A 17,212-nucleotide genomic window follows, 5' to 3' on the forward strand; every position below is an offset into this window, starting at 1 on the left:
AACCATGTATTTCCGCCATTCGAACGAGATGTGGAACGAATTCCCCGATCTGGTTCCCGGCGCACTCTTCGTAGAAGGGGTCACCGCAGACGTTGTGGTCGCTGATCGTGTCGGGAAGTTCCATGCGATAGCCGAGGAACGGCTGGCAAGCAGTTCGGAAGGTGAGTTGCCCGAGATCCAGGCCTGGCGGCGCACCTTCTCCAAAATGGGACTGAAGCCGACGCAATGTCGCTGTGCTTCCGAGGCCTTGCTCAGACGATTCCGCCAGGAAAAATCGCTGCCGCAACTGCATCCGCTGGTCGACCTCTGCAACGCCGTTTCGATCGCCTTCGCCATTCCTGTCGCTGTCTTCGATCTTGCGAAGATTTCCGGCGATCTCGAAGTCAGACATGCGACCGGGAAAGAGACCTATCTGACCTTTGCCGGCGAGACGGAGCTTCCGGAGCCCCGCGAGGTCATCTTTGCCGATAGCGAGGATAGGGCGCATGCACGGCGCTGGACCAACAGGCAGAGCGGACTTTCTGCCGTTCGGGAGGATACGCGATCCGTGCTGATCGTTGCCGAGGCCATGCATCAAACGGCAGGCCTTGATGTGCCGAGATTGATCGCCACCCTCGCCGCTAACCTGGCTGGCGCATGGTCGGTCGATGCAAAGACTAAGGTGCTCAGTCGCTCTTCACCACGATTTGATCTCTAGGTCTTCGCGCTGCGACGGCAAATTACCGATCCGGGCAAAAATGCAGTTGACAATCGCGGCATTCGGGCAGAGCAGGGGGCATAGATAAATATTTCATATTGCTCATAAAGTTTGTTCCGCGCGGCGACGTCCGGACCAGAAGAAAGACATATGGACACCCTGCAAAGTCAAGACCGGGTAAGCGTGCTCGCCCATCCCGGATATCGTTCCTTCGCTGCCTCTCGCGTCTTTTCCTCCATCGGTTTCCAGTCGATCACCGTTGCCATGGGCTGGATGATTTACGATCAGACACATAGTGCCTTCTTTCTCGGCCTGGTCGGCTTCTGCCAATTCCTGCCGATGGTGATCCTGACCTTCATCGTCGGTCAGGTTGCCGACCGGTTCGAACGGCGGCGCATCGGTCTGGTCTGCCAACTAATCGAAGCCTTGACGGCGCTGGTCCTTGCCGTCGCCGTCTGGCAACACTGGATCGGTCCGGCCGCCATTCTTGCCGCCGTCGCCGTCATGGGCGCCGCCACGGCCTTCGAACGCCCGACCATGGCCGCTCTGTTGCCGAACATCGTGCCGTCGTCGATGTTGCAGATGGCAATCGCCACCTCCACGTCGATGATGCAGACCGCCTTTATCATCGGCCCATCGCTCGGCGGCCTGCTTTATGGCGTCAGTCCGATCGCGCCTTTCGCGGTGTCCGCCGTGCTCTATATCGTCGCCAGCTTCAACGTCATTTCGATCCGCGTCGAGCGGCGGCAGCCATCGACACGAGAACCGGTGACACTGAGTTCTGTCTTTGCCGGTGTTTCCTTCATCAAGAGCCGGCCGGTGATGATGGGCACGATCTCGCTCGATCTCTTCGCTGTGCTTCTTGGCGGCGCCACGGCGCTGTTGCCGATGTTTGCACGTGACATCCTGCATGCTGGTCCCTGGGGTCTCGGCCTGCTGCGCGCCGCTCCTGCGATCGGCGCATTGGTCATGTCGATCTGGCTGGCGCGCCGACCGCTGGAGACGGGTGTCGGCAAGAAGATGCTGCTTGCCGTTTTCGTTTTCGGGATCGCAACCATCGTTTTCGCGCTCTCGAGCAACATTATTCTCTCCGTTGCCGCGCTGTTCATCGTCGGCGCGTCGGATACGGTCAGTGTCGTCGTGCGCAGTTCGCTGGTGCAGCTCCTGACGCCCGACAGCATGCGCGGCCGCGTCAATGCCGTGAACTCGCTGTTCATCGGCACCTCCAACCAGCTCGGCGAATTCGAATCGGGGATGCTTGCCAGCGCAGTTGGCCCGGTTCTCACCGGCATCGTCGGCGGCGTCGGCACGATCGCGGTGGTGCTTCTCTGGATGCTGATTTTTCCGGATCTGACCAAGGTCAAAACACTCAAGGGCTGAAATCAGCGTATCGTTGCGAGCGCCGAACGCTTGGAATCGTTCCAAGGCCGGTGGTTCATGGTCTCATCGATCACCCTGGATATTGTCCAGCCCGGCATCTCGCCTGAGATGGCCGTTGACCGAGAGGATGTTTTTACGTCCGGCCTTCTTTTCGGCACGTGGCTTCCGGACATAAGCGAGTTCGCGGAGTAGCCGGCTGGTCCACTCTCCGACGCGAAGCATCAGAATAAATGCATGAATTGTTCTCATCTGTCATGGGCCACGTAGTCTCATGACTTAAAGGAATGCGCCTCAAAAACTGCCGTGTATAATGAAGCCTTCGTCGATCACACATGAAGGATATTCATGGGAAAAAGACCGCTGCCGCCTTTGGCCGTCTTGCAGGCATTTTGCGCCATCGTCGAAACCGGCGGTTTTGGCCGTGCGGCCGAGCGGATGGGGCTGACGCAGACTGCGGTCAGCCATCAGCTTTCACAGCTTGAAGGCTGGATCGGTGGTAAGCTTTTCGATCGCGGCCGCTCAGGCGCAAGATTGACGCCGCTCGGTGCGCGTCTCCATCCGGCGATTGTGGAGACGATCTCTCAATTGGAGACAGCGCTCTATCAGGCGCGGGCTGCTATCTCGGTACGCACCTTGACGCTGTCGGTGACGCCGGAATTTTCCAGCCAATGGCTGGCTTCGCGGCTCGGGGATTTCTGCCAGCGCTACCCCGATATCGAGCTGAAGATGATCGTCGGCTATCAACGACCCGAATTCGGGCCCGGCGGCGTCGATCTCGCGATCTGGCTCGGGCGAGCGGAAGCCGGCTTGGTGCTGGAAGAACTGCTGACGGATGAGGAGTTTGTCGTCAGCTCGCCAAAACTGTCCGAGCGGCTCCCGAAGCGCAATGCCATAAGGGAAGCACCCCTGCTGCGTTACACCGGCATGCGACATACCGTGCTGGATTGGCAGCGCTGGTACGAACAAGTGACCGGCCATGTCAACGACGGCGGGATAGCAGATTTCGATATTGGCCGGGCGGCGGAGAACGGACCTCTGTTCGAGACCTTCGCGGATATGCTTGCAGCATGCCGAGACGACCTCGGCTTTGCACTGGTTCGCAGCTCCCTTGTCGCGAAGGACCTCGCGGAGGGGCAGTTGGTGCGCTGCTTCGTGGAGGTTCAGCCGGCGGCCGTCAGCTATAATCTGCTTTACCCTCCAAATGCATTGCAAAACCCATCGGCGGCGTTGTTTCGCTACTGGTTGATATCTCGGGTCAATGCAGTTGCTTGAGAGGCGATTGCGGTCAATCGCACAGCCTGATCAAACCGGCCTCCGTCGCCGCAAAAACCAGGCTCCGATAGAAGCCGGTGAGATGCGGTTCGAAATCGACATGCAGCCATTCCGCGCCGCGGTCGCGCGCGACATTCGTTGCCATTTCGACAAGCCTGGTCGCTATTCCCTGTCGACGGAATTCGGGGGCGACGCAGGTATCGAGGATAAAAGCATGTATGCCACCATCCCAGGCAACATTGACAAAACCCACCAGGCGCATCCCGTCGAAGGCACCGATATGGGCGAGGCTTCTCGACAGAATCGCCGAGAAATCGCGCGCGGCGGCTTCCTGCCAAGCTGTAGCCCACAAGGCATTGAGCGCTTTGTTTTCAGGATAGGGATCGATCCTGAATTCGATCGTCATAAATCGCCCCTTTGTTGTTGTCTGCAACGCCAGGCTTACCCACAGGGAGAGTGGACGCAACTGGCTCACAAGGCTAGCGGTGTGATGGAATGGAAAAGTGCATCCCATGTCGGATCGCGTTATGATCAGTCGTCCTTTGCGTGTGATTACAGAACACAGGAGACTGCTATGGCCTATGTGGATGGTTTTGTTATTGCCGTTCCGAAAGACAAGATTGAGATTTACAAGGCGCTGGCGCGGAAGGCCGGCGATATTTGGATGGAATATGGTGCTCTGAGCTATGTCGAGTCGATCGGGGATGATGTGCCTTACGGCGAACTGACATCCTTTCCGCGCTCCGTGCAGGCCAAGGAAGACGAAGTAGTGATCTTTTCCTGGATCACCTATGAATCTCGCCAGCAGCGAGATGCCGTGATGGAGAAGGTCATGGCCGATTCGCGATTGAAGGACGAGATGGCGAACATGCCTTTCGATGGCAAGCGTATGATCTACGGGGGCTTCGATATCTTCCTGCAGCTCTAATTGATCCTGGCGGCGGCCCTTGGGCTTGTCTTTCCGGCCGCCGCAGCCAACCCCACGCAGATCGCTTTGATCATTATCGGAAAATGTCATGCCGCAGACCGTCATTACCCTGTCCACCCATGGTCAAGGGCTCTACGAATTCACGGGGCAGGCGGCGGATTTCGTCCGTGCGGCCGCCTCGGGAGCAGGTGAGGGACTGCTGACTGTTTTTGTTCGCCATACCTCCTGTTCCCTGCTCATTCAGGAGAATGCCGATCCTGATGTGCAGACAGATCTCAACGCCTTCCTCCGCCGGCTTGTGCCACCGTCTTCCGACCCGTCGATGCGCTGGATCGTGCATACCGCGGAGGGGCCGGACGATATGCCGGCGCATATCAAGGCAGCGCTGACGCAGGTGTCGATCGGCATTCCTGTGATGCGCGGTCGTCTGGCGCTCGGCACATGGCAGGGCATCTATCTTTTCGAGCATCGCGACCGGCCGCATCGGCGCGAAATCGTTCTGCACCTCTCCGCCTGATCCCCTGAAAACTCCCGTCTTCCGGTTGTTAATCGTTGTGAATGCAATCTGAACCACCAATTCGCGTTGGGTTCAGCTTGGCTGACCTAGTGTGGCTCCAATCCCAAGGGCATCGGGCCGAAGGATCGGCCAATTGCCGGGATTGCAACGATCCATAGCAGGACTTGAAGGAGAAACACTCATGACCGGTATATTCACCAAGGCGGGCATTGCAGCTCTCATCGCGCTCGGCGCCGCCGCAGCCTCTATTTCCACGGCGTCGGCCAATGACCTTTCGGCGAGCCATCACAGCCGCATCTGCTCGCCAATCACTGCCGTTCAGAAGGCCCGCGCCGTGGGCCTGCGCCACGCGCATATCGAGAACATCACGCCGCGCCGTGTCGTCGTAGAAGGTGTTGGACGTCATGGCTCGAACCGCGTCGTTTTCGCGAACGTGCCCGGCTGCCCATTGATCCACAGTTGACATCAAACTACAACGGCAGGTAGCATGAATATCTAAGGTTTCGATCGTGCCGCCTTGGCGATTTTTGAAGATTAGTGAAGTCGTCCTCACAAAAGAGGGCGGCTTTTATTTTTTGTTGCTGAGTGATTCCGCCTCTGGCCTCGTTTTTGCTTTCATTGTAGCTGAACTGCGTGTTAACGGCTGATTCTGAACTTGTTCAGAAACGCGCCGTTACTCCCAAGGCACTCGTTCAGCAGATGCGGCATGACTGGGAGAGATGCTTCTCGTTCCATGGAGGACAAATGAAAGAATTGCTGGCTAAGTTGGGGATCGCCGCCGCGATCGCCGTCACCGCGTTGTCGGGCACGGCGGAATATGCTTCCGCCCAGGGCGTCGATGTCTATATCGGCCCAGGTTACCATCGGCCGCCACCGCCGGATTACTATGCCCCGCCGCCGCGTTACGACCGCCGCGGCTGCGATCCGCGGGAAGCCATGGATGTTGCCCGCAGCTACGGCCTGCACCGTGCTCGCGTGGTCGACGTAACGCCGCGTCGCGTCATTGTCGATGGTTTTGGCCGCCGTGGTCCGGATACGATGATGTTCGCCAATGTTCGCGGCTGCCCACTGATCGGCCGCTGATACCGCCTGCGGGGCGCATTGCGCCCGGCGGCTACCGTTTGATGCTTTCGCTTTGCCGGTGGGGGCCGCGAAACCGCCCTTTGCTCGGTCTTTCCGGACTTGAGCGAAGGGCGGTTTTATTTATGGCTATTGCTGGATCGCGTAGGTAATGCTGACCGAGGCGTTATAGGTGTTTTCGCCGCTTGCCACGGGCACCGCCTTGTCGGCCGCCATTGCCATCGAGCGCATAACCGGCTGCGGCGGCGTGACGATGGCGCCCGCGTTGATCGCAATGACACGGCCGAGCTTGACGCCGGCCGCCTCGGTCAAGGTTTTTGCCTTGGCTGCGGCATCGGCCACTGCGTTCTTTCGGGCTTCTTCGAGTGCCGCATCCGGCTTGTCGTTGGTGAACTGGATGTCGCCGCCCTGGTTAACGCCGAGGTTGACCGCCTGGTCGAGGAGGGCGCCGAGCTTGGAGAGATCCCGCACGCGCACTGTCAGGCCGTTGGTCACCTGGTATCCGGTCAGCGTTGGCGGCAGCGGCTGGCCATTCTTGTCGTTTTGATAGAGATATTGCGGCTGGATCGAGAAGCCCGATGTCTGCAGGTCGTGCTCGGCTATGCCGCTGTCCTTCAGCGTCGCCAGCACGGCGCCCATCGCCTTGTTATTCTGGTCGAGCGCGTCTTGGGCGGCTTTTGCCTGCTTGACGACCGAGAGCGTGACAACGGCCATATCCGGCGCGATTGCGGAATGTCCCTCGCCGGTGACGGTGATGATAGCCTCGCGCGGTTTTGCATCCTGGGCGAAACTATGGGTGGCGGGCACGAGGAGAGTCGCGCCGAGAAGAGCAGTAAAAACAAAATCTCTGGTTTTCATCAGGGGCATGGCTCATTCCTTGGTTGGTGTTTCCTCAGGCTTCGCTTTTGCGGATTGATTGTGAAGGTATTGCGGCAGTCCCTTGTGGGAAAAGACGAATTGGGCTAGAGCCAGATCGGCTCCCGGGGAACCATTGTCCCGGCGCCGCATGCGCGATCATTTTTAGTCGTGCTGGGCCTGTAGCTCAATGGTTAGAGCCGGCGGCTCATAACCGCTTGGTTGGGGGTTCGAGTCCCTCCGGGCCCACCATTTCTATTAAAATCAATGACTTATAATGTGGTTAGCCATGGTGGTTAGCCACTACGGTTAGCCACGTGCTTTCGGCACTTTCTTGATAGTCATTTTCCGGGTGAGTTGCGTCATCGCGTCTTTCGCGAGTCGCCGCTGTTCCGCCTCACGGCTATAGAGCTCGGCGTGCTGGATATCGTCATGGCCCAACGTCTCCAGACGGCGAGTCAATCCACTTGGCGGGCTAATGGGGGCCTGGCACCATCCCGAGGTCATCACCCAGGTTTCGCCTGCAAATGCCGGCAAATCATCCGCACCATCGAACACTCAGTAGCAGACTGCAAACGGCGTATCGACACAGGTATTGTCGTATCGGTCGGCATAATACGGTTCTTGCCCGGATATCGCTGCACCGGTTACGCCGGGCAAGGCGCTGCGATACCAGGCGCCATGGTAGACGGGAGCGTGCCAGTAGTGCGCGCTACGCGAGGCAGTCGTCCGGTTGTCGTGACCTTCCGCAGTGGTCGGTCCAGCGCCGAAGCCTCCGCTCGCAACGCCGGTGTAGTCCGAGCGTCCGATACCGCCGCCTCCATATTCGCCGCCAAAATTATCGATGAAGAGGGCGGCAGGGCCGCTCACGCCATCAAGGCTTCCCTCGAGAACAGAAACATCGAATGTGAGAGAGTTGCCGTCCAACTTCGGCGATCTCAGGGTGATCACGGCGTCGGCCACTTTGGAACCGTCGCCTCCGAGCACTGACACGGTGGCATTCGGCGGATTCTTGGCGAAATTGTCCTTTCCCTCATCCCACTGCATGATGAACTGCTCGGTTGCCACATGACCCGCCGCCCGCACCGGGCGATCGGCGAATACGATCGAGTTCGCCGAGACGCCCGTCAACGTCAGCTTGTCGCTGGTCAGCGTGGCACCTGCCGAATTGATGACGGCGAGCGACGGGACCGGCCCGGTCGGCGTAACCACGCCGATCGTTTTCTGCAGGGGAACATGCGGCTTTACATCCGCCTCCTGGGCGAACGCGCCAGCGGCGCAACAGAATGCGCTGGCTACCACAACAAGACAGGAGAGATGTCTGGCAAGCATTGCTGGTCTCCGTTCTTTGAGCGGGCGAAAATGCCGGGATCGTGCGATCTCGGTCGCGCCGCCGTTGAAGCCTATATCCCTGTGCGCCCTCTCTGGTAGTCAGGGACGCAGTCTTTGCCGCATGACTAGCATGGCGGATATGGATAGTAGCCGCACCGGTAACCGTCGTTGTAGTAGTACGGATAGTAGGGGCGTGCGACCGCGGCGCCTACGGCGACCCCGGCAGCTACGCCTGCCGCCATCGGGGCGCCGGTATACCACGCACCATGATAGACAGGGGCGTGCCAGTAATTGTTGCCGTGCCAGGCATATGTATTTCCCGTGCGGTCATTGTGGTACACGGCGGTGTCGCCTACGCGCCCATAACTGCCGGCGAAGTCTCCGCGGTCGCGATCGAAACCGCCACCGCCAAAATCGCGGCCGCCAAAACCACCACCAAAGCCGCCACCGCCAAAATCGTGGCCGCCGAAACCGCCTCCGCCAAAGCCGCCGCCGCGATCGATGAAGAGGGCCGCGGGTCCGCTGGATCCGGCGAGGCTCCCTTCAAGGACCGAGACGTCGAAGGTCAGATTACCGCCATCGAGCTTAGGTGTCTTCAGCACCACCACTGCATCCGCGACCTTCGAGCCATCGCCGCCGAGGACCGATATGGTGGCATTCGGCGGATCGTTGATGAAATTGTCCTTATCCTTGTCCCACTGCATGATGAACTGTTCGGTCGTCACATGGCCCGCCGCCCGCACGGGACGATCGGCGAATACGATCGAATTGGCCGACACACCGGTCATGGTCAGCTTGTCATCCTGCAAGCTAGCCCCCGCGGAGTTGAGAACGAAGAGTGATGGTACAGGTCCTGATGGCTTGACCATGCCGATCGTCTTCTGCGGTTGTTCCTGCCCGACGACGATTGCCGTGCCGCCGAGGAATGCGAATGCGGCCAATAAACTAACGGCCAAGCAAATTGAAGCCTTCATGTGAGTGGTCCTCCCAGTGGGAACCGCAAGGAGACCGATTTCGGCCGGGATGCCGGATCGGACGCGCGCTCGTTCCCGGTTCATTGTCCGCTGGCCACGTCATCCGCGAAGATGCGTTTCCAATCGTTCTTCATGCTGATGACGAGCCAGTCGTCGGCTTTGGCCTCGTCGTAGAGTTTCTGCGTGAACGTGCCGATCTTCGAGTCGGGCAGGCCTTGGGCCGGCCCATGGGCATATTCGCGCACGGCATCGTCATGGAGCAGCAGCAGGGCGAGCCGCGGCCCGTCGCCGGTCTTGGTGTATTCCAGCACCTGCTCGTCGCCGATCGAGTTGCCGAAGGCAATCAGCGGCCGCCGCCCGATCATCAGGTGAATGCCCTCGGGCTTGCCGGCATTGTTGTCGTTGAGAAGCAGCTTCGGCTGCTTGGTCAGGGTCGTCTTGCCGTTCTTGTCGTGACCGTAGGTCGTTCCGCCGACAGTTCCCACCACCTGCTCGGGCGGAATTCCATAGGTTCCTTCCGTATGGACGCGCACGAAATCCTGACCGCCGCCCGTGACGATATAGGTCTTGTAGCCATTGGCACGCAGGTATTTCAGTACCTCCTGCATCGGCTGGTATGTGAGATCGGTGTAGGGATGCTTCCAGCGCGGATCCTTGGCGTCCGCCAGCCATTTTTTCACCTCGGCCGTGAACTGGTCGATGGTCATGCCGGTGAGCGTCGTCGCAGGCAACTTTTCCAGCTCCTTCATCGGCAGCTTGGCAATCGCCTCGCGGTCTCCCGTCAGCACCGTCTTGAAGGGCTCCACCTTCTTGAGTTCGGGCTTTGCGGCCACGAGCGCCGGAACCCGATCCAGGCGGTATGTGACCTGGCTGTAGATCGGATGCTCTACCCATAGCGTGCCGTCCTGGTCGAAGGTGGCAATCCTTTGCTCCGCCGGCACGAAGGTGGACTTGTTCTGGTCGGTCGTCGCCTTCACGAAGTCGACGATTGCCTGCTTGTTCGTCGAGTCATTCCAGGACGGCAGCGGATCGGTCGAGCCGTCCTGCGCTCGCAGCGGTGACAATGTGGCAAGCAATCCGAGACTTAGGGCCATCGCTGCGAACAGAACGTGGCGTCTTGCCGGTTGGCAATCGACGTAGCGCATTGCAATTCTCCATCTTCACCGAAACGGCATGCCGACCCCAGTGGGGCGTCCTCGCTTACGCGACCGCAAGATGGTCGCTGATGGCTCTGGTAAGGAACGGACACCTTGCCTCACATAAACACCGCTCCAACCAGAAACAGTGCAGGGCGGCCTTCGCTCGGCTACCCGAAAGGTCCTCAACGCCAGACCCCAGCGCGGACGGTCTTGGCAGACCGCCCGCATTGAGGATTGGCTATCAGTTGCTCGGACCTTTTGCCGCCGCCTCAGCCTGCGCCATGCGCTGCTGCATCTCGGCCTTGACGGCGTCTAGATTGAAGCTGGCGCCTCGCTGCATCGGCGGAAAATCGATGAAGGTCTGGAGTTCCTTTCCGACCAGCTGCTGGACAAATACGAAGCGCCAGAATTGATACTTGAACCAGTCGAAGTATTGCTGGCCGCCCTCTTTCGTTCCGTTGTTGGGCCAGCCGGTCCGCTCGAATGGATCGAGGCGCAGGTTGGTGATGTATGGCACGTCGGGATGGGTCTTTTCGCCAACCCAGCCTTGAGGCTGATCGATGAAGCGGAATTTGTAATCGTCGATGCGAACTGCGCCGACCGTGCTTTCGCCGAGATAGAAAATCTCGTGGCGTGCGGACGGGGCCTTGCCGGTGATAGCCGCCGTCTGGTCGTAGCCATCAAGATGGTTCTTATAGGTCCGGTCACCTATGGTCTTGCCTTGCAGCAGTTCGTTGGTGATGTTCGGATTGCCGGCTGCGGCAACAAAGGTCGGTAACCAGTCCAGGCCGGAGAAAATGCCGTTCTGTACGGTATCAGCCGGCACATGACCCGGCCAGCGCAGGATCGCAGGTACGCGAAAGCCGCCCTCAAGCACAGTGCCCTTTGACTGGGCGAACGGCGTCTGCCCTCCGTCGGGCCAGGTAAACACTTCCGTCCCGTTGTCGGTCGTGAACAGGACGATAGTGTTGTCGTCCTCGCCCAAATCCTTGATCTTTTTCATCACGAGCCCGACGTCGTCATCGAGCTGGGCCATGCCGGCTTCCTCTTCCGACCAGCCGTTCTCGGCGTTTCGCATCGCCTCATATTTGGGAGAGAGGTGGGTGACTATGTGCATGCGCGTGGGGTTCAGCCAGACAAAGAAAGGCTTGTTGTCCTTCTTCGCCTTTTCAATGAAGCCCGTGGCGAAGTCGCGGATCTCGTCGTCGACCGTTTCCATGCGCTTGGGATAGAGCGGGCCGGCATCCTCGATCCTTTGCTTGCCGATTTTGCCCCAGCGCGGCATCTCGGTCGGGTCATCCTTGTCGGTCGCCCAGCTATGGACCATGTTGCGCGGCCCAACCACGTTCAACAGATCCTGCGGATAATTGGGATGGGCCGGGTCCTCCATCGCGTCGAGATGATAAAGGTAACCGAAGAACTCATCGAAGCCGTGAACGGTCGGCAGGAACTCGTTCTTGTCACCCAGATGGTTCTTGCCAAACTGGCCGGTGCTGTAGCCCATTGACTTCAAGACGGTTGCGATGGTCACGGCTTCGGCGGGAAGGCCTACCGACGCGCCAGCCTGCCCAACTGTGGTCATGCCGGTTCGGATCGGCAGCTCGCCCGTGATGAAGTTGGCGCGACCCGCCGTGCAACTGGCCTCCGCATAATAGTCCGTGAAGAGCATGCCTTCCTTGGCCATCTGATCCAGGTTGGGGGTACGCCCCGCCATCAGGCCGCGACTATAGGCTCCAATGTTCCACATGCCGATATCATCGCCCATAATGACGAGGATATTGGGCTTCGGCTGTTCTTGAGCCTGCACGGGCGCATGGCCGGCAAGCAGGGGCGCGCTGCCACAAAGCAATGCGGCCATCAGAAGATTCTGTCTGATATTCATTGCGGCTTCCCTCCTCGTTGATAGTTCATCGCGCGGGCGGGCTCACGAAACGTCCGGCAGCGGCGCATTCCCGCTCGCGGCTATGGCTTGGGTTCAGTGGAAAGGTCGAGCATCCGAACGATTTCCGCCTCCAGCTCCGACGCGAAAGCCCCGTATTCCTTCGCCTTCGCATCGCAGTTCGTAGCCTGCCAATGCTGCATCGCCGCCAATGCTTCCTCGTAGTCCGCGCAGACCGCCCGAAATTCCTCGCTTTGAGCAAGGAGCCTGCGTATCGGCAGCTCCCGGTGCGGAAATCGACTGATAAGGCGACCCACTATTGACATGGCGCTTGCCTCCGTGATCGCGACAGGGATTCACGGGCAACCCAGCTAAGCGCGATGAGGGGGCCGGGACAAGGTACGAACATGTTCGTACCTTGCTGAAACGCCGAAGTGACGGGTCTTGGTCCATCCAGGCACGGCATGTTCTGTCATGAAGCGGTCACGATGATTAACCTCAACGTGCTGGTTTCATGGACGGAAGAGTGAGCGCATACTGGCGCCCGCTGTCCTGGGTAGGTCGACTGCTAGCGGACAACTCGACGGGACGGCTACTGATCGATTCGGCAAACCGGATTACCGCCTTCAGCGCAGACGCGCGAAGTGGAGGCGCGAAGTGGGGGAATGACCGATGGCATCGACCCAGAACCCATCCAACCAGGACGCGGATGGAAGTCCTTCTCACCCATCGCCGGAAAACTGCCGCCAGCAGTTGGAGCGCATTCTGGCGTGCCCTTCTCTCCAGGCCAGCCCGCGCCGAAAAACGCTTCTCCGTTACCTTGTAGAGGAGACTCTAGCGAAGCGCACCGAAAAATTGAAAGGTTACTCGATCGCGCTCTCCGTCTTCGGCCGCGACGGCACCTTCGATCCGCAGTCGGATCCGGTTGTCCGCCTGGAGGCCCGCCGCCTCAGGCGCGATCTCGATGGATACTATGCTGGCGCGGGCGCTCATGACCGGCTGCGGATTTCGATCCCGCGGGGCGGATATATTCCGCTCTTCGAATGGACGGACGCAACACCTCGGCCGGCCCCAAAGCCCACTGACGATCCTGATCTAGAGCCACCGGTCTCGATAGGCTTGATGCCGCCTGACGTACCGACGGGACCGATGATCGCAATATCGGCCGCTCCAGCGCCAAGTCGTGGGAAGGTTTTTACTGGGTGGCGGACCAGTCGATTGATCATGGCCGCGGGGCTCACCGCTGTCCTCTTGTTCGTGATCGTCGGGATGTGGTTCGCGGTTAGCAATCGGCGGCACGAGACGGTGGCCCGCGGGCCTTCCGTGATCGTGCTGCCGTTCGAAGCGCTGAGCTCGGGAGAGGACGACCGCTTTCTCGCCGCCGGCTTGACGCAGGAGCTCATCACCAATTTCATGAGGTTCTCCGAGTTTCGGCTCTATTCCCTTCCTGCGACCTTCGGATTGGACGCGAAGGCCGATCCCGTGGACCTCGGGCGGAACATTCCAATCTCCTATGTGGTGAAGGGCAATCTTCGCTCGGCGAGCGGATCGGTTCACGTCGGCGTTCAGCTGGTCGACGCCGCCAGTGGCCTAGTCCTCTGGAGCGAAACCTATGATCGGCCGATGATGCCCAGTGCACTGTTGGATGTTCAAAACGAACTCGCAAGCCGGATCGCCGGCGTGCTGGGCCAGCCCTATGGGGTGGTCAATAGCGACGCGGCGAGCCGGCTGCTGGAAAAAGGGGCAGCTCCGAGCATGCCCACCTATACCTGCATGCTGCGTGCCTATGCTTACCGGCGCACCTTTGCGGCAGACCTGTATACACCCGTGCGCTCCTGCATCGAAGATTCCGTCCGGCGGGACCCCGGTTATGCCGCCGGATGGGCGATGCTCGGCTGGCTTCATCTTGATGCCGCGAGATTCCACATGGTGCCCAAGGCAGCGGTCGACGGCGAATTTGCTCAAGCCTACAGCGCCGCCGGTCATGCTGTCGAACTCGACGCAAGCAGTGTCCTGGCGTTGGAGGCTCTCGCGGCGATCAACTACTATGCGGGAAACTTCGACGAGTCTGAGCGGCTCCAGCACCGGGCTCTGGCGCTCAATCCGAACGATCCGGATATGCTTGCGCAATTCGGCTGGCGGCTTGCCGCCCGCGGAAAGTGGGACGAGGGGCTGTCCTATCTGCAACGCGCGATCGACCGGACGATCAATCCCCCCGGCTGGTACTTCAATCTGATCACGATCCATCAGTATCTGCAGGGGGACTACGCGGCCGCTCTCGAAAGCGCTGAGCGGGGTACCTCCGACGGTTCGGCGATAAGCTGGTCCTTTGTTGCCATTGCGCAAGGTGCGCTTGGCAATCGCAAGGCCGCTCAACAGGCTCTAGCCGAGATGGCGGCGAGATCGCCGTCCATGGCTCGCGATCCCGCGGCCGCGTACCGTCAGCATCAAGGTATCGACACGATTGTCGAAAGCCTGGTTGCTGGGTTGCGCAAAGCGGGCTGGACGGAGCCCCGTGTTGGCGAAGATTTGACCGTAAGGCAATGAAGCCGATAGCCGCGTTCACCGGCAATCGACTGAAGCTGGGGGCGGCGGCCGCTCGGAGGTGGTTGCTACGGAACAGCGGGAGTGGGAAGCACGCCGATCTGGGCTTTCCTATCGGTGAAATAGAGGCCGCTGCCGCGGTTTCGACCGGACTTGGTTGCCCCAGCACTCCGCGGGCGCTCATCGCGTCGGCGACATCGTCGCGATTCCGGAGATTTGTAGTTGCGATTGATCGTGCCACCTTAGAAGTGGATCGTCAGGCCCACAATCGGCCCCTGCTCGACGACGTCGAAGAGGAAATTGTCCCGATCATAGTCAACGCCGAGGGCGCGGTAGCCGGCGACAGCCGAAATCGTGTTGTTAAATTTGTAACCAAGGCCGCCACCAACATCCCAATCGACATTTGCACCGCCTCCTCCGACCAGGCCCCAACCGGTCGCAAAGACCTCCGGCGTGAAGAAGTAGTTGCCCCTTAGCCCCGCCATGGCGTCGACCCAGGTCTGCGAGAGCCCACCTTCGAAACCGCCCAGGACTTTGCCCACGATTCCGCCATTGAGGGAAAAGCTTGTGTCTACGTTCCAAATCCTCGCGCCGCCGACAATATCGAGAGTGGCGTTTGGCTGGTCGATCAATGCGTACCCAACGCCAATGAGGCCGGCGAAGGACTTGGCGTCGACGTCGACGTTATTGGCTACGATGCCTCTTGGGGTCGATGCGTTCATGGAGAATTTCGTATAAATGATATCGCCGAAAATGCTGTAGCGGTCATAGCGCGCTTCGCCGGTCACCATCGCCGCGAAATCGAGATGGTCAAATAGATCGCCAAAATCCGCGTCGATATGCACCGGGGGGAGACGGCCGTGGCCGACATCGCCCGACAGGTCCGGTGCCCAGAAATATGGCGTGAGCGTGAACATCCATCCCGAAGGAGTTTGCACGGCGGACGGGGCCGGTGCGAGCGGCGTCAGATCGGCTGCCCGCGATTTCGATGACAGAAACACCGCTACCGCCAAAATAGTCCAGCATATGAGTGTGCTCACTCGCATCGGATCCTCCTCCCGGTGGCCAAATAAATCACGATTGCCCCCATCCGGCGCTCACGGAGCTAGAGCCCCTCCGTAGGAAGCAGGAAAGTCATACCCACGCGTGCACCCCATCCAGTTGGCCCGCCATCGGGCGAGTCGGCCCAATAGCGAGCAGCCGCAAATAGTTGCACCGGCAGCTTGCCGAACTTCACGATCTTGGCCACTTGGAGGTTGATCGGCACCGACCATTCATGGGCCTCCCAGTTATAGGTCGATTCAGTGTTGAGCGAAAACGTCCAGGCGCTCTTGGTGGTATAGGCGACGAACGGCTGCAGGAAGGTCGCATTGACATTGGGCCGGTCTCTTTCACCCGCAAAGGACCAGAGGTGATTGGCCAAGGCGCCTACCGTCCAACCTTCGCCCTGCCAGAGTGCGACGCCTGTTGGGCCCGCGCTCCATTTGCCGGAACCAAGAAGATCGTCGGTTGCAGTCGGAATGCCGAAGGCTGGGCCGACGCCCCAAACAAAACCGTTGACCGGCTTGGCTGGAGAGAAGAAGAAACTCTGCGTAATATCGCCAAGACCGAATTGTGTCCCAGAACCCGGGAAAATCTCATGCTGGTGGATGATCGGCAGGATCGTCCTAGAAATCAGGTTCCAGTCATCGTTGAGATGAAATGGAACGACCGGCTGGACGTTCAGATAAACCTGCGAACCGTCCTTTGCGGGACCGATGCCGTCATTATAGTTGAATTGGAAGGGGATGCTGATGAGGTCGGCGACCGGATTCGAGAGCTTCTTTGCCAAGTCGGAATCGTCGTGCTGCTCCTGACATTGAGCACTCGCTGTCCAGCATATCGCTAGCGCTCCCCCAATTAGCCAGCGGCGCATGAAAAAATCCTCCCCAAGCCTCCTGCCAGCAGAATACATCAGCTACTAAAATTAGCAGAACACGAAATATGTCGCCTACTCTGAGCAACGGTGGATTGTGGACTGGGTGTGCTCGCATGGCCACACAACAAAGGACTAACGCCAGCTCCTGGGCTCCCGTTGGCACAAGTCGGCAAGAAGCTCGCAGGAATACGCCGCGATGCATAGGATGATATTGGCCGTCATGTCCGAGGGCCGACTATAAAGATTAGGACGCAAGCGGTTGCCAGCCCTTTTGGAAGCTTGTCATTAGCCTGCATGACGGCGAAAAGGCCGCCGCCATGCACAGTAATTAATGAGGCCAAAACCCATCGACCGTAATCAACTTGGGTCACATATGCTTTTGATACGAGGTCTTTAACGAGTTCCAAATTGTGTTTCTGAGGATCGAGCGAACTATCTTCTTGCTTCAAATCGCACCTTAGTGACTTCGGAGCTGCGGAAATGGAGGTTTTCAGAGAGCGTTTTAGGCGTTCTCAAGGCCCATTTAAAGCCTCTTCAAAGTGGGCTCCCTTGAGAGTTCGCCACGCATACGCCGCAGCCAGGCTGACCACGCCGTTACCGGCTGCATCGGATCGGTCCACCCGATCGGCCATCCCATTATCCAATCCGAAAAGCTCGGGTTGAAGGTCAGGTAGTTGATCGAGGGTCTCGGCCCAGC

At 59.3% G+C, this 17,212-nt stretch carries 17 protein-coding genes, 1 tRNA gene and 1 pseudogene; 9 read left to right on the top strand and 10 right to left on the bottom strand.

Going from position 1 to position 17,212, the window contains the following annotated elements; all coding sequences use genetic code 11:
- Positions 1-4: 4 nt before the first annotated feature.
- From PY649_RS00825 to PY649_RS00835, 3 genes are all read left to right on the top strand, one after another.
- Positions 5-697 (top strand): B3/B4 domain-containing protein, encoded by a 693-nt coding sequence (locus PY649_RS00825; protein ID WP_285866183.1) that lies wholly within the window; start codon positions 5-7, stop codon positions 695-697.
- 150 nt (positions 698-847) lie between these two features.
- Positions 848-2,077, top strand: coding sequence for an MFS transporter (locus PY649_RS00830; protein WP_285866184.1), 1,230 nt, complete (start codon positions 848-850; stop codon positions 2,075-2,077).
- A gap of 345 nt (positions 2,078-2,422) precedes the next feature.
- Complete coding sequence (locus PY649_RS00835) at positions 2,423-3,349, top strand: LysR substrate-binding domain-containing protein (protein WP_285866185.1); 927 nt, start codon at positions 2,423-2,425, stop codon at positions 3,347-3,349.
- Between the two features lie 13 nt (positions 3,350-3,362).
- Here the strand turns inward: PY649_RS00835 and PY649_RS00840 are convergent, their stop codons facing one another.
- Positions 3,363-3,755: a GNAT family N-acetyltransferase gene (locus PY649_RS00840; protein WP_285866186.1), complete on the bottom strand. Its 393-nt coding sequence runs from the start codon at positions 3,753-3,755 to the stop codon at positions 3,363-3,365.
- Between the two features lie 168 nt (positions 3,756-3,923).
- Between PY649_RS00840 and PY649_RS00845 the strand changes: the two genes are divergently transcribed.
- The 4 genes from PY649_RS00845 to PY649_RS00860 all read left to right on the top strand — a co-directional run bounded on the left by PY649_RS00845 (position 3,924) and on the right by PY649_RS00860 (position 5,877).
- The gene (locus PY649_RS00845) at positions 3,924-4,277 is read left to right on the top strand and encodes a DUF1428 domain-containing protein (RefSeq protein ID WP_285866187.1); all 354 of its coding nucleotides are present in this window, start codon (positions 3,924-3,926) and stop codon (positions 4,275-4,277) included.
- A gap of 88 nt (positions 4,278-4,365) precedes the next feature.
- Positions 4,366-4,794, top strand: a complete 429-nt coding sequence (locus PY649_RS00850; protein ID WP_285866188.1) for a secondary thiamine-phosphate synthase enzyme YjbQ — start codon at positions 4,366-4,368, stop codon at positions 4,792-4,794.
- Between the two features lie 181 nt (positions 4,795-4,975).
- Positions 4,976-5,257 (top strand): hypothetical protein, encoded by a 282-nt coding sequence (locus PY649_RS00855; RefSeq protein ID WP_285866189.1) that lies wholly within the window; start codon positions 4,976-4,978, stop codon positions 5,255-5,257.
- Between the two features lie 281 nt (positions 5,258-5,538).
- On the top strand, positions 5,539-5,877 hold the full coding sequence (locus tag PY649_RS00860) for a hypothetical protein (protein ID WP_285866190.1): 339 nt from the start codon (positions 5,539-5,541) through the stop codon (positions 5,875-5,877).
- Positions 5,878-6,003: 126 nt separating this feature from the next.
- Here the strand turns inward: PY649_RS00860 and PY649_RS00865 are convergent, their stop codons facing one another.
- Positions 6,004-6,741, bottom strand: coding sequence for an SIMPL domain-containing protein (locus PY649_RS00865; RefSeq protein WP_285866191.1), 738 nt, complete (start codon positions 6,739-6,741; stop codon positions 6,004-6,006).
- Between the two features lie 164 nt (positions 6,742-6,905).
- Here PY649_RS00865 and PY649_RS00870 point away from each other — a divergent pair.
- A tRNA-Ile gene (locus PY649_RS00870) sits at positions 6,906-6,981 on the top strand.
- Between the two features lie 57 nt (positions 6,982-7,038).
- Here PY649_RS00870 and PY649_RS00875 read toward each other — a convergent pair.
- The 6 genes and pseudogenes from PY649_RS00875 to PY649_RS00900 all read right to left on the bottom strand — a co-directional run.
- A pseudogene (locus PY649_RS00875) lies at positions 7,039-7,179 on the bottom strand (tyrosine-type recombinase/integrase); the annotation flags it as partial.
- A 108-nt stretch (positions 7,180-7,287) separates the two neighbouring features.
- Positions 7,288-8,061: a hypothetical protein gene (locus tag PY649_RS00880; RefSeq protein WP_285866192.1), complete on the bottom strand. Its 774-nt coding sequence runs from the start codon at positions 8,059-8,061 to the stop codon at positions 7,288-7,290.
- A 125-nt stretch (positions 8,062-8,186) separates the two neighbouring features.
- Positions 8,187-9,035 carry a hypothetical protein gene (locus PY649_RS00885; RefSeq protein WP_285866193.1) on the bottom strand — a complete coding sequence of 283 codons (849 nt, stop codon included), beginning with the start codon at positions 9,033-9,035 and terminating at the stop codon, positions 8,187-8,189.
- An 80-nt stretch (positions 9,036-9,115) separates the two neighbouring features.
- Positions 9,116-10,180 (bottom strand): HAD family hydrolase, encoded by a 1,065-nt coding sequence (locus PY649_RS00890; RefSeq protein ID WP_285866194.1) that lies wholly within the window; start codon positions 10,178-10,180, stop codon positions 9,116-9,118.
- A 235-nt stretch (positions 10,181-10,415) separates the two neighbouring features.
- Positions 10,416-12,056, bottom strand: coding sequence for an arylsulfatase (locus PY649_RS00895; protein ID WP_432761306.1), 1,641 nt, complete (start codon positions 12,054-12,056; stop codon positions 10,416-10,418).
- An 80-nt stretch (positions 12,057-12,136) separates the two neighbouring features.
- Positions 12,137-12,379: a hypothetical protein gene (locus PY649_RS00900; protein ID WP_285866195.1), complete on the bottom strand. Its 243-nt coding sequence runs from the start codon at positions 12,377-12,379 to the stop codon at positions 12,137-12,139.
- A 346-nt stretch (positions 12,380-12,725) separates the two neighbouring features.
- On the opposite strand from PY649_RS00900, the gene PY649_RS00905 reads away from it, so the two are divergent.
- A complete protein-coding gene (locus PY649_RS00905) occupies positions 12,726-14,600 on the top strand; it encodes a hypothetical protein (RefSeq protein WP_285866196.1) in 1,875 nt (624 codons plus the stop codon).
- Positions 14,601-14,839: 239 nt separating this feature from the next.
- On the opposite strand, the gene PY649_RS00910 is transcribed toward PY649_RS00905, so the two are convergent.
- Complete coding sequence (locus tag PY649_RS00910) at positions 14,840-15,643, bottom strand: hypothetical protein (RefSeq protein ID WP_285866197.1); 804 nt, start codon at positions 15,641-15,643, stop codon at positions 14,840-14,842.
- A gap of 59 nt (positions 15,644-15,702) precedes the next feature.
- A complete protein-coding gene (locus PY649_RS00915; RefSeq protein ID WP_285866198.1) occupies positions 15,703-16,512 on the bottom strand; it encodes a transporter family protein in 810 nt (269 codons plus the stop codon).
- Positions 16,513-17,212 lie beyond the last annotated feature (700 nt).

Source organism: Rhizobium mayense (assembly GCF_030272705.1).
Classification (GTDB): Bacteria; Pseudomonadota; Alphaproteobacteria; order Rhizobiales; family Rhizobiaceae; genus Rhizobium; species Rhizobium mayense.